Source organism: Xanthomonas hortorum pv. pelargonii (assembly GCF_024499015.1).
In the GTDB taxonomy this organism is placed as follows: Bacteria; Pseudomonadota; Gammaproteobacteria; order Xanthomonadales; family Xanthomonadaceae; genus Xanthomonas; species Xanthomonas hortorum_B.
In genome coordinates, this window is the sequence record NZ_CP098604.1 from 1,826,767 (window position 1) to 1,840,006 (window position 13,240).

At 65.5% G+C, this 13,240-nt stretch carries 7 protein-coding genes; 3 read left to right on the forward strand and 4 right to left on the reverse strand.

Annotated elements, in window-relative coordinates:
• Positions 1–120 precede the first annotated feature (120 nt).
• From NDY25_RS08145 to NDY25_RS08155, 3 genes are all read left to right on the forward strand, one after another.
• Positions 121–1,362, forward strand: coding sequence for an efflux RND transporter periplasmic adaptor subunit (locus tag NDY25_RS08145; protein ID WP_256627874.1), 1,242 nt, complete (start codon positions 121–123; stop codon positions 1,360–1,362).
• A gap of 93 nt (positions 1,363–1,455) precedes the next feature.
• Positions 1,456–4,704, forward strand: coding sequence for an efflux RND transporter permease subunit (locus NDY25_RS08150; RefSeq protein ID WP_168959664.1), 3,249 nt, complete (start codon positions 1,456–1,458; stop codon positions 4,702–4,704).
• A gap of 130 nt (positions 4,705–4,834) precedes the next feature.
• Positions 4,835–7,975: an efflux RND transporter permease subunit gene (locus NDY25_RS08155; protein WP_168959663.1), complete on the forward strand. Its 3,141-nt coding sequence runs from the start codon at positions 4,835–4,837 to the stop codon at positions 7,973–7,975.
• A gap of 1,283 nt (positions 7,976–9,258) precedes the next feature.
• Here NDY25_RS08155 and hglS read toward each other — a convergent pair.
• From hglS to NDY25_RS08175, 4 genes are all read right to left on the reverse strand, one after another.
• The gene (gene hglS, locus NDY25_RS08160; RefSeq protein WP_168959662.1) at positions 9,259–10,626 is read right to left on the reverse strand and encodes a 2-oxoadipate dioxygenase/decarboxylase HglS; all 1,368 of its coding nucleotides are present in this window, start codon (positions 10,624–10,626) and stop codon (positions 9,259–9,261) included.
• A gap of 332 nt (positions 10,627–10,958) precedes the next feature.
• Complete coding sequence (locus NDY25_RS08165; protein ID WP_256627984.1) at positions 10,959–11,579, reverse strand: hypothetical protein; 621 nt, start codon at positions 11,577–11,579, stop codon at positions 10,959–10,961.
• A gap of 170 nt (positions 11,580–11,749) precedes the next feature.
• A complete protein-coding gene (locus NDY25_RS08170; RefSeq protein WP_251755064.1) occupies positions 11,750–12,337 on the reverse strand; it encodes a hypothetical protein in 588 nt (195 codons plus the stop codon).
• A gap of 108 nt (positions 12,338–12,445) precedes the next feature.
• Entirely contained in the window at positions 12,446–13,204 is a 759-nt protein-coding gene (locus NDY25_RS08175) for an HAD family hydrolase (RefSeq protein ID WP_256627875.1), read from the reverse strand.
• Between the last annotated feature and the right edge of the window lie 36 nt (positions 13,205–13,240).

Here is a 13,240-nt window from a genome sequence, read left to right on the forward strand (position 1 = left end):
GGCCGTTTCGCTTGGCGAGCCGTTACTTCAGTAACGCTCAATTGCTTGGGCGCAACGATATGCTTCGCACAGCTGCCCCACGGTCGCATCAGCGCCCGGCCCGCCCTCAGGAGTTGTCGCATGTCGCGTTTTTGGAAGATCACACTGCTGGTCGTAGCGGTGCTTGTCGTGGTGTTCGTTGCAATGCGCATGTTCGGTGGGGGCAATCACGGCAAGCGCGCGGGCGCGCCGGACGGCAGCGGCAGCGAAGACCACGGCCCGGTGCCGGTCACGGTGGTGGCTGCCACCACCCAGGACGTGCCGGTCTACGCCAGCGCGTTGGGCACGGTCACCGCGCTCAACACGGTCACGGTCAACCCGCAGGTCGGCGGCCAGCTGATGAGCCTGAATTTCCAGGAGGGCCAGGAAGTGAAGAAGGGCCAGCTGCTGGCGCAGATCGATCCACGCAGCCTGCAGGCCAGCTATGACCAGTCGCTGGCGGCCAAGCGCCAGAACCAGGCGCTGCTGGCCACCGCGCGGGTCAACTACCAGCGCTCCAACGATCCGGCCTACAAGCAGTACGTCTCGCGCACCGATCTGGACACCCAGCGCAACCAGGTGGCGCAGTACGAGGCAGCGGTGTCGGCCAACGATGCGCAGATGCGCGCGGCCCAGGTGCAGTTGCAGTTCACCCGCATCCTGGCACCGATCGACGGCATTGCCGGCATCCGCGGTGTGGACGTGGGCAATATCGTCAGCAGCACCTCCACCATCGTCACCCTGACCCAGATCCGCCCGATCTACGTGTCCTTCAACCTGCCCGAGCGCGAGCTGCAGGCGGTGCGCAGCGGACAGGCGGCCGCCGCGCTGGGCGTGGCGGCGCTGGATCGCGGCGATGCGCACATCATCAGCGGCGACGGCAAGCTGGACGTCATCGACAACCGCATCGCCGCCGACAGCGGCACCTTCGGCGCACGCGCGATCTTCGACAACGCCGACAACGCGTTGTGGCCTGGCCAGTTCGTCAACGTGCGCCTGCAGCTGCGCACCATCTCCGGCGGCACCGTGGTGCCGACCCAGGCGGTGCAGCGCGGCCCGGACGGCGATTACGTGTACGTGGTGGGCAGCGACAACACCGCGCAGATGCGCACCGTGGTGCAGGGCGTGGAGGTGGACGACAGCCACGTGCAGATCACCAAGGGGCTCAAACAGGGCGAGCGGGTGGTGACCGAGGGCCAGTTCCGCTTGAAGCCGGGCAGCAAGGTCAGCGCGCTCAAGCCGGGCGAAACACCGCCCGAGCCCACCGAGGCCGAACTCAAGGCCGTGCAGGACAAGAGCCGTGGCGGCGCCGGCGGCCGACGCAGCGGCGGCGGCCCGCGCTAACTCGCGACCACCGGCGACGGGACTTCCGTCGCCGGTGCGCGTCGGCGCATTGCGCGCCGGCACCGATTGACGTCTTCAGCAAGGATTCCCCCCGTGGGCTTTTCGACCATCTTCATCCGCCGTCCCATCGCCACCTCGTTGTTGATGGCGGGCATCCTGCTGCTGGGCATCCTGGGCTACCGGCAACTGCCGGTCTCCGCGTTGCCGGAAATCGACGCCCCCAGCCTGGTCGTCTCCACCCAGTACCCCGGCGCCAATGCGACCACCATGGCCTCGCTGGTGACCACACCGCTGGAGCGCCAGCTCGGGCAGATCTCCGGGCTGCAGATGATGACCTCCGATTCGTCGGCAGGCCTGTCCACGATCATTCTGCAGTTCTCGATGGACCGCGACATCGACATCGCCGCGCAGGACGTGCAGGCAGCGATCCGCCAGGCCACCCTGCCCTCGTCGCTGCCGTATCAGCCGGTCTATAACCGGGTCAATCCGGCCGACGCGGCCATCCTCACGCTCAAGCTCACCTCCGATTCGCTGCCACTGCGCGAGGTCAACCGCTACGCCGACGCGATCCTGGCCCAGCGCCTGTCGCAGGTGCCGGGCGTGGGCCTGGTCTCGATCGCCGGCAACGTGCGGCCTGCGGTGCGCATCCAGGTCAACCCGGCGCAGCTGTCGAACATGGGCCTGACCATGGAGTCGCTGCGCAGCGCGCTGACCCAGACCAATGTCAGCGCGCCCAAGGGCTCGCTCAATGGCAAGACCCAGTCCTACAGCATCGGCACCAACGACCAGCTCACCGATGCGGCGCAGTACCGCGAAACCATCATCAGCTACAGCAATGGCCGCCCGGTGCGGCTGGCCGATGTGGCCAACGTGGTCGACGGCGTGGAAAACGATCAGCTCGCCGCCTGGGCCGATGGCAAACCGGCGGTGCTGCTGGAAATCCGCCGCCAGCCCGGCGCCAACATCGTGCAGACGGTGGAGCAGATCCGCAGCATCCTGCCGCAGCTGCAGTCGGTATTGCCGGCCGATGTGCATCTGGAAGTGTTCGCCGACCGCACCGAAACCATCCGCGCCTCCGTGCATGAAGTGAAGTTCACCCTGGTGCTGACCATCTTCCTGGTGGTGGCGGTGATCTTCGTGTTCCTGCGCCGGCTGTGGGCCACCATCATTCCCTCGGTGGCGGTGCCGCTGTCGCTGGCCGGCACCTTCGGGGTGATGGCGTTTGCGGGCATGTCGCTGGACAACCTGTCGCTGATGGCGCTGGTGGTGGCGACCGGTTTCGTGGTCGACGATGCGATCGTGATGATCGAAAACATCGTGCGCTACATCGAACAAGGCAAGAGCGGGCCGGAAGCGGCCGAAATCGGCGCCAAACAGATCGGCTTCACCGTGCTGTCGCTGACCGTGTCGCTGGTGGCGGTGTTCCTGCCGCTGCTGCTGATGCCGGGCGTCACCGGGCGCCTGTTCCATGAATTTGCGTGGGTGCTGTCGATTGCGGTGACGATCTCGATGCTGGTGTCGCTGACGCTGACGCCGATGATGTGCGCTTACCTGCTCAAGCCCGACGCCTTGCCCGAAGGCGAGGACGCGCACGAACGCGCCGCTGCCGCCGGCAAGACCAACCTGTGGACGCGCACGGTGGGCACCTACGAACGCAGCCTGGACTGGGTCCTGGCGCATCAGCCGCTGACTTTGGCGGTGGCGATCGGTGCGGTGGCGCTGACCGTGGTGCTGTACGTCGCCATTCCTAAAGGCCTGCTGCCGGAGCAGGACACCGGCCTGATCACCGGCGTGGTGCAGGCCGATCAGAACGTGGCCTTCCCGCAGATGCAGCAGCGCACCCAGGCGGTAGCCGCGGCGCTGCAGAAAGACCCGGCAGTGACCGGCGTGGCCGCCTTCATCGGCGCCGGCTCGATGAACCCCACCATCAACCAGGGCCAGCTCTCGATCGTGCTGAAGACGCGCGGCGACCGCGACAGCCTGGACGAGGTGCTGCCGCGCCTGCAGAAAGCGGTGTCCGGCATTCCGGGCGTGGCGCTATTCCTCAAGCCGGTGCAGGACGTCACCCTGGACACCCGCGTGGCCGCCACCGAATACCAGTACTCGATGTCGGATGTGGACAGTGCCGAGCTGGCCACCTGGGCCGCACGCATGACCGAGGCGATGCGCAAGCTGCCCGAGCTGGCGGATGTGGATAACAACCTGGCCAACCAGGGACGCGCGCTGGAACTGACCATCGACCGCGACAAGGCCAGCATGCTGGGCGTGCCGATGCAGACCATCGACGACACGCTGTACGACGCCTTCGGCCAACGCCAGATCTCCACCATCTTCACCGAGCTCAATCAGTACCGCGTGGTGCTGGAAGTGGCGCCGGAATTCCGCAGCAGCACCGCATTGATGAATCAGCTGGCGGTGGCCAGCAACGGCAGCGGCGCGCTGACCGGCACCAACGCGACCAGCTTCGGCCAGGTGAGTTCGTCCAACTCCTCCACCGCCACCGGCGTGGGCGCGCAGAACACCGGCATCGTGGTCGGCGCCGGCAGCATCATTCCGCTGGCCGCACTGGCCGAGGCCAAGGTCACCAACACGCCGTTGGTGGTGAGCCATCAGCAACAGTTGCCGGCGGTCACCGTCTCGTTCAATCTGGCGCCGGGCCATTCGCTGTCGCAGGCGGTGGAAGCGATCGAACAGGCGCGCGAAGACCTCAAGATCCCGACCCAGGTGCATGCCGAGTTCGTCGGCAAGGCGGCCGAATTCACCGGCAGCCAGACCGATATCGTGTGGCTGCTGCTGGCCTCGATCGTGGTGATCTACATCGTGCTGGGCGTACTGTACGAAAGCTACATCCACCCGCTGACGATCATCTCCACGCTGCCGCCGGCCGGTGTCGGCGCATTGCTGGCATTGATGATGTGCGGGCTGAGCCTGTCGGTGGACGGCATCGTCGGCATCGTGCTGCTGATCGGCATCGTCAAGAAGAACGCGATCATGATGATCGACTTCGCCATCGACGCGCGCCGAGAAGGCGCCAATGCGCATGAAGCGATCCGGCGCGCCTGCCTGCTGCGCTTCCGCCCGATCATGATGACCACCGCCGCCGCCATGCTGGGCGCCTTGCCGTTGGCCCTGGGCACCGGCATCGGCTCGGAACTGCGCCGTCCGCTGGGCATCGCCATCGTTGGCGGCCTGCTGTTGTCGCAATTGGTCACGCTGTACACCACGCCGGTGATCTATCTGTACATGGAACGCGCCGGCGTGCGCGTGCGCGATTGGCGTGCACGGCGTGCCGCACGCCGCGACGGCGCAAACCCGGCCTCCACCTCGGAGCGCCCGGCATGACGACTGGTGCAGCGAAGGCTGATCGGATTTCCGGCCTGCGGCGGCGCATGCCCGCACGCGCATTCGGGCGTGGCTTTGGCCCTGCTTGCCGAATCCCGACTCCCGATTCCCGACTCCCGGCGCCACAGCCATGAACATCTCCGCCCCCTTCATCAAGCGCCCGATCGGCACCTCGCTGCTGGCGATCGGTTTGTTCGTGATCGGTTTGATGTGTTACCTGCGGCTGGGCGTGGCGGCGTTGCCGAACATCCAGATTCCGGTGATCTTCGTGCACGCCACGCAGTCCGGCGCCGATGCCAGCACCATGGCCTCCACCGTCACTGCGCCGCTGGAACGGCATCTGGGCCAGTTGCCCGGCATCGACCGCATGCGCTCCTCCAGTTCGGAGAGCAGCAGTCTGGTGGTGCTGGTGTTCCAGAACAATCGCAACATCGATTCGGCCGCGCAGGATGTGCAGACCGCGATCAACTCCTCGCAATCGGACCTGCCTTCCGGGCTCGGCACGCCGATCTACTCGAAAGCCAATCCGAACGACGACCCGGTCATCGCCATCGCGCTGACCTCGGACACCCAATCGGCCGATGAGCTCTACAACGTCGCCGACTCGCTGCTGGCGCAACGGCTACGCCAGATCACCGGCATCAGTTCGGTCGACATCGCCGGCGCGTCCACACCGGCGGTACGCGTGGATGTGGATCTGCGCGCGCTCAACGCGCTGGGGCTGACCCCGGACGATCTGCGCAACGCGGTGCGTGCAGCCAACGTCACCTCGCCGACCGGATTTCTGTCCGACGGCAACACCACCATGGCCATCGTCGCCAACGATTCAGTCGCCAAGGCCGCCGATTTCGCACAGCTGGCGATCTCCACCCAATCCAACGGGCGCATCGTGCGGCTGGGCGATGTGGCCACCGTCTACGACGGCCAGCAGGACGCGTATCAAGCCGCCTGGTTCGACGGCAAACCCGCCGTGGTGATGTATGCCTTCACCCGCGCCGGCGCCAACATCGTCGAAACCGTGGACCAGGTGAAGGCGCAGATTCCCGGGCTGCGCGCCTACCTGCAGCCCGGCACCAAACTCACGCCCTATTTCGACCGCACACCCACCATCCGCGCCTCGCTGCACGAGGTGCAGGCCACGCTGATGATCAGTCTGGTGATGGTGATCCTGACCATGGCGCTGTTCCTGCGCCGGCTGGCACCGACCTTGATTGCCGCAGTCACCGTGCCGCTGTCGTTGGCCGGCTCGGCGCTGGTGATGTACATGCTCGGCTTCACCTTGAACAACCTCAGCCTGCTGGCGCTGGTGATCGCGATTGGCTTTGTGGTCGACGATGCGATCGTGGTGATCGAAAACATCATGCGGCATCTGGACGAAGGCATGTCGCGTCTGGACGCCGCACTGGCCGGTGCGCGCGAGATCGGTTTCACCATCGTCTCGATCACCGCCTCGCTGGTGGCGGTGTTCATTCCGATGCTGTTTGCCAGCGGCATGGTCGGGGCGTTCTTCCGCGAATTCACCGTGACCCTGGTGGCGGCGATCGTGGTGTCGATGCTGGTGTCGCTGACCTTGACGCCGGCGTTGTGCAGCCGCTTTCTGTCGGCGCATACCGAGCCGGAAAAGCCCGGCCGTTTCGGTGCCTGGCTGGACCGCATGCATGAGCGCATGCTGGCGGTGTACACGGTGGCGCTGGATTTCTCGTTACGCCACGCGCTGCTGCTGTCGCTGACGCCGTTGCTGTTGATTGCCGCCACCATTTTTCTCGGCAGCGCGGTCAAGAAGGGCTCTTTCCCCGCGCAGGACACCGGGCTGATCTGGGGTCGCGCCAATTCCAGCGCCACGGTGTCGTTTGCCGACATGGTCAGCCGCCAGCGCCGCATCACCGACATGCTGATGGCCGACCCGGCGGTGAAGACCGTCGGCGCGCGGCTGGGCTCCGGCCGTCAGGGCTCCAGCGCCTCGTTCAATATCGAACTGAAAAAACGCAATGAAGGCCGTCGCGATACCACCGCGCAGGTGGTCGCACGGCTGAGCGCCAAGGCCGACCGCTACCCGGATCTGGATCTGCGCCTGCGCGCCATCCAGGACCTGCCCAGCGATGGCGGTGGCGGCACCAGCCAGGGCGCGCAATACCGCGTGTCGCTGCAGGGCAACGACCTGGCGCAGTTGCAGGAATGGTTGCCCAAGCTGCAGACCGCGTTGAAGAAGAATCCGCGCCTGCGCGATGTCGGCACCGACGTGGATACATCGGGCTTGCGCCAGAACATCGTGATCGACCGTGCCAAGGCCGCGCGGCTGGGCATCTCGGTCGGTGCGATCGATGGCGCGCTGTATGGCGCGTTCGGCCAGCGCTCCATTTCCACCATCTACTCGGATCTCAACCAGTACAGCGTGGTGGTCAATGCGTTGCCCTCGCAGACGGCCACGCCCAAGGCGTTGGATCAGGTGTTCGTGCCCAACCGTGCAGGCCTGATGGTGCCGATCACGTCGGTCGCCACGCAGGTGCCGGGCCTGGCGCCGCCGCAGATCATCCATGAAAACCAGTACACCACGATGGATCTGAGCTACAACCTGGCACCGGGCGTGAGCACCGGCGAGGCAGACCTGATCATCAAGTCCACCGTGGACGGGCTGCGCATGCCCGACGGCATCCGTCTCAGCGGCGACGACAGCTTCAACGTGCAGCTCAGCCCCAATTCGATGGGCGTGTTGCTGCTGGCCGCGGTGCTTACCGTCTACATCGTGCTGGGCATGCTATACGAGAGCCTGATCCATCCGGTGACCATCCTGTCCACGTTGCCGGCGGCCGGCGTCGGCGCGCTGCTGGCGTTGTTCCTCACCAATACCGAGTTGTCGGTGATCTCGATGATCGCGCTGGTGCTGCTGATCGGCATCGTCAAGAAGAACGCGATCATGATGATCGACTTCGCGCTGGTGGCGCAGCGCGTGCACGGCATGGATGCGCGCGCGGCCGCACGCGAGGCCTCGATCGTGCGCTTCCGCCCGATCATGATGACCACGATGGTGGCGATCCTGGCCGCAGTGCCGCTGGCGGTGGGCCTGGGCGAAGGCTCGGAACTGCGCCGCCCGCTCGGTATCGCGATGATCGGTGGGCTGATCTTCTCGCAGAGCCTGACCTTGCTCAGCACCCCGGCGCTGTACGTGATCTTCTCTTGCCTGAGCGAGCGCTGGAAGGCACGTCGCGCACGTGCGCGCGCACGCCGTGCAGAACGCGCGGCAGCACGGCGCCCGGCAGCCTCGGCGCACTGAGGCTGGGCTGACAAAAACCGAAGAGAAGTGATTGAACGGTGTGGATGCGTTGCAGTTGTGGAGCGGCTGATCTGCGGCGTGGCTGCAAGGCCCTTGCCCGCCCACCATCGCAGGACACGCTGCAAGTACGTCCTTGTAAGCTCTTACGCGGCATCCATGCCGCGTAAGGTCCCGCGACGGTGAGCGGGCAAGGACCAGTGGAGAGTGTCGGTGTGCATGTTTTTCAACAGAGCAACCTACGACCTTTCTGGTGCGGTGTCCTCGCTGCTTGCGGGACCGTGTGGCGGCATGGATGCCGCCACCGAGCCTCCAGGGATGGATTCACGGCGTGTCCCGCGAGCGGTGAGGGCGTCGCGCCCTCGACCCGCTAGGTTTCGGAACATTCAAGCAATGCTGAAGCTCAAGATCCCGGTCGCCTTGAGAGGTAATCGAACGGGGCTGGAGATGCCGTCGGGTGCAGAGCGGCTGATTTGCGGGTTGGCTGCAGGGCCCTTGCCCGCCCACCATCGCGGGACACGCCGCAAGTACGTCCGTGTAGGCTCTTACGCGGCATCCATGCCGCGTAAGGTCCCGCGACGGTGGGCGGGCAAGGACCAGTCGAGAGTGTCGGTGTGCAGGGTTTTAAACAAAGCTACCGATCAACTCTCTGGTGCGGTGTCCTCGCCGATTGCGGGACCGTGTGGCGGCATGGATGCCGCCACCGAGCCTCCAGGGATGGATTCACGGCGTGTCCCGCGAGCGGTGAGGGCATCGCGCCCTCGACCCGCTAGGCTTCGGAACATCCAAGCAATGCTGAAGCTCAAGATCCCGATCGCCTTGAGATGTAATCGAACGGTGTGGATTGGTTGGTTGTAGAGCGGATGATCTGCGGCTTGGCTGCAGGGCCCTTACCCGCCCACCATCGCGGGACACGCTGCAAGTACGTCCTTGTAAGCTCTTACGCGGCATCCATGCCGCGTAAGGTCCCGCGACGGTGGGCGGGCAAGGACCAGTGGAGATGGTCGGTGTACGTGGTTACAAGCAGGGCATGGAGCGCGGTAGTTCGATTAGGTGCGGTCTGATCAGCTTAGTTCTATCCGATCGATGTCACCTCCATCCAACACCAACTCATTCGTCAAAGCAGGGGCATTTGGCCAACACGCCGCCGCTGTCGAGACAGCGTTGATAATTTTTATCAGTCGCCCTTCGTAGTGCGTGCAGTTGGGCGATATCGCATGCAGCACTTGAAACTGCGGGATACCGCTACCGCACACACCCACCTGATACTGTCGCCTGGTGCTGCCTTACACCACCAACGCCTGCAGCGACTCCCGCTCCAACTGCGCATACAACGCAAATTCGTCGTGCACCTGCGCGCCCAATGCCTGCTCGAAACTGCGCTTGCTCGAATGTGCGGCGTAGGCGCGTTGTTCGGCGCCGCCGAGATTCGACTGGAAGATACCCGCCGCACTCACCGGCAGAAAATCTTCATAGATGATCGGATCGGCGCTGACCAGGCCAAGCGCGATCGCAGTTTCTGCTGGCATCGCGGCCACCTGTGCGGGATCGGCGCGTCCTGCCTCGGTGAACGCATAACGGAAATAGCCCAGGCCTTCCTGACGCAGCAGCGCTTCGTCATCGGGAAACGCCACAAACGCCGTCTGCAGGCGTGTGGCGTAATCGGCGCCGGTGCTGCCGGCGCCATCGCTGTCGCGTGCCTGCGCCAGCAACGCGTCGTACAGCGCGCGGCCCTTGGGCGTGAGCGCAAGCCCGCGCTGCTCGATCTCGCCAAAGCGCGCGGTGTGCGTGCCATGTTCGGCCAGCCCGCTGTCGCCGACAAAGCGCACCGGCTCTTCCAGGGCCTTGAAGCTGGTCTGCCGCAGCAGGATCGGAATGCGCCGGTGCGGCGGGCCTTCGATCACCGCCTTGGCATCGATGCCGGCGCGCTGCATCTGCGCCTGCGCCGCATCGATATCCAGCGTACGCGGGGTGAGATGGTTGATGTGCGGGCCGTGGAAGCTCACCACGTCGGCAATCAGCTTGTGCGCCTCGCTCAGCGCGCGATAGGTCGGCAGCGACACAGTGGCATCGCCATGCCAGCGGAAGGTTTCCAGCGCTTGCGCCACGAACTCCTGCGCCTGCGCCGCCTCCAGCCCGCCGTGACGCTCATGCTGCTCGATCAAGTCCAGCGCGCCGGCGGTGAAGATCTGCCGCTGCTGCAGGATCTGCTCGGCCTGCGCACGCAGCGCGGCATCTTCGATCAACTCCAGCCGCAGCAACGAGGTGAACACGCGGAACGGATTGGCCGACAGCGCTGCATCGTCGATCGGGCGGAACGCGGTGGAATGCACCGGCACCCCGGCCACCGACAGGTCGTAATAGCCCACCGGATGCATGCCCATCACCGCAAACAGCCGGCGCAAGGTGGCCAGTTCCTGCGCCGTGCCGACCCGGATCGCGCCGTGGCGTTCCAGATCCAGCCGCGCGCGCTCGTCGTTGCGCTGCAGGCGCGCGGCCAGGGCGGGATCGGCGCCAAGGGTGTCGGCGTTGACCTGCGCCACCAGCGTCATCAGCTCGCCGTACAACGGCACCTCGGCGCGATACATGTCCGACATCGCCTGGGCGAACAGGCTGCGGATGTGATCGGGAGAGACAAACACGGTATCGCGCATGGGCTGGTCTTGGCAGAGCCGGCCAACGCCAGCGTTATCGCATTCTCGCCGACCGTGCCCTGCGGCGACCAGCTGCACGGCAGCATGCGGGCGAGTGCGTTGGCGTGCAGACAGTCGCGCGGCATGGAGACTGCGTACGCCTTTTGCCGCGCCAGAGCCGATGATGCCTTTCAGGATCAGAGGCGGTGGTCGTTAGCGATGCGGCGCCGGCGCTGCGTGGTGCCGGCTCGGCTGGCCGGCCAAGGCAAACCGCGCGACGCACGCTCCATGCCGCTAAACCCCGTGCCGCTGAAGGCCAACCCATTCGGGAAGCCCGGAGGGAATCACACGGTCTAAAGCCCGGCCTGCGCCGCGGCCTCGTCCGCTTCGCTGGCCTGGCGCGCGGCCTCCAGCCGTTGCGCATGGTCGCCAAGTTGTCGACGCAGCAGCGCATCCAGCGTGATCGGCCGCTCCCAGCGGTCGTAACTGGCGACGATGGCATGCCGCAGCGCACGCATGTGCGCGCTGTCCGGGCTGGCCGACAGCCGCGTAACCACGCCCTGCCAGCCATCGTGATGGTCGCGGCTGTACGCCCGCACCGCGTCGCGACAGGACAACTGCAGCGTCCGCGCCCAGAAACAGGCGAAATAGATATCGCCCGCATGCCAGCCACGCACCTGCAGCAGCGCCTGCACGTAACCGCGCGGGGTGCCGGTGTAGCGCGCCACTTCGGCAATAAAGGTGTCCGGATAGCGCTGCGCATAGCTGCCCATATCGGCCAGATGCTGGTCCACCCACGCATCGCCAGTGCCGGGGATCACCGCCGGCGCCGGCTCTGCCGCAGCACCGGACGCTGGCGTTGCAGCAGGCGAGGTCTGCGCTGCCGCCAATGTCGGCAACAGCAACGCCATCAGCAATGGCAGAGATCGCAACAGGGCGGTGGGCAGTAAACGCATGTGCCGATGATGCCGCATGCCCGCGCCGGTGTCAGGCCGATCGCAGCGCTGCGCCATGTCACGCGTGGTCAACAGTGGTCAGGCAAGCAGCGTGGCGCGCCCAGACTTCAGAGTAGGCGCGTGGTACAGGTCGCACCGCGCGTCGGCAATGCACCTGCGCCGGTTGGCGCAGCAGGAATGAGCCGCGCTCAGCGCAGATCGTAAAACCCGATGTGATGCACTTCGCGGCAACCGGTCAGGTCGCAAGACCCAACATAGCCCGGACCGATGTAACGCTGCCGCGCATCGCGGTTATGCGGGCTGCTGTAGGGGTCGGGGCCGTACAGCCCGTTGCCGTAATAAATTTGCCCGTAGGGACGGTTACGCGATGCACCCAGCCGCAAACCGGCGCCATATCTCGGATACGCACCACGATAGCCGGCGTATCCACCGTAGCGATCGTCCGAATACCAGTCCACCGCGAATGCGGAGCTGCCATCGCGTCCACTCGGCCGGGTCTGCAAAGTCGCAATGCTCTGACCCTGGGCATCCACATAGCCTTGCTCACGGTCGAAGCGCACCGTGCGGAAATACACCAACTCCCCACCCTCACGACGCGTGCGCAGGCGGACATAGTCGCCGCCATCGTCGTAGTAAGGCTGGCCGTCGCGAAAGATCACTTCGCTGGGGTTGATGACTTCTTCTTCAAGCTCGGCAGCCGCCAGCGGCAGCGTAGCCACCAGCAGACTCAACAACACGGCCAGGCTGGTGCGATAGGTAAACGACAACATGTGCATTGGTGATCCCCAAGGTCGGCCATGCCTGCGCCCAGCCGGAAACGTCCTGTTGCTAAGGCACCTCAGCGTGCCCGCCTGTTGCATCCGCAGTGATTTTGTTCGCCGCTTTTAGCTTAGCGCGTGCTGCCGGGCCAGTGCATCCAGCGCCTGCACCGCCGCAGGCCAGCCGGCCGCATCGGGCACTTCGTGCATCCGTGGCTCGTCGGCGGCCACGCCGTGCTCCTGCTCGTGCGCCCAGGTCACCGCGTAGGGGGTGTAGATGCCCCAGCCACCGATGGCCAGCACCGGCTCCACATCCGAACGCAAGGAATTGCCGATCATTACAAAGCGCTGCGCCGGCAGGTCGAACTCGCCCAGCACGCGCGCATAGGTCTTGGGGTCTTTTTCGGAGACCACTTCGACGCGCGGAAACAGATCGGCCAGACCGGACTGCTCGATCTTCTGCTCCTGATGGAACAGATCGCCCTTGGTGATCAGCACCACCGCATAGTCGGCCGCAATCGCGCTGACCGCCTCGCGTACGCCGGCAATCACCTCAACCGGGTGCTGCAGCGTGGCGCGGCCGATCTCGACGATGCGCTGGATGTCGCGCGCGGCAATGCTCGCCTGCGTCAGCTCGATCGCGGTCTCGATCATCGACAACGTCATGCCCTTGGCGCCGTAACCGAACACCTTGAGATTGCGCCGCTCCACCGCCAGCAGATGCTGCTGCATGCGGCTGTCGCCCAGGTCCAGATAATCGGCCAGAATCGCTTCGAAATCCGCTTCGGCGCTGCGGTAATAGTCCTCGCTCTTCCAGAGGGTATCGTCGCCATCGAAGCCGACCAGTTGGATCGCCTCGCCGTCGCGCTGTGCAAAAGAGGTCATCGCACAAGTCTAGCAGCGCACTGGAGCGTTGCTATG

Coding starts and splice junctions, on each gene's coding strand:
- NDY25_RS08145 (WP_256627874.1), top strand. CDS start 121: ATGTCGCGTTTTTGGAAGATCACACTGCTGGTCGTAGCGGTGCTTGTC.
- NDY25_RS08155 (WP_168959663.1), top strand. CDS start 4,835: ATGAACATCTCCGCCCCCTTCATCAAGCGCCCGATCGGCACCTCGCTG.
- hglS (WP_168959662.1), bottom strand. CDS start 10,626: ATGCGCGATACCGTGTTTGTCTCTCCCGATCACATCCGCAGCCTGTTC.
- NDY25_RS08165 (WP_256627984.1), bottom strand. CDS start 11,579: ATGCGGCATCATCGGCACATGCGTTTACTGCCCACCGCCCTGTTGCGA.
- NDY25_RS08170 (WP_251755064.1), bottom strand. CDS start 12,337: ATGCACATGTTGTCGTTTACCTATCGCACCAGCCTGGCCGTGTTGTTG.
- NDY25_RS08175 (WP_256627875.1), bottom strand. CDS start 13,204: ATGACCTCTTTTGCACAGCGCGACGGCGAGGCGATCCAACTGGTCGGC.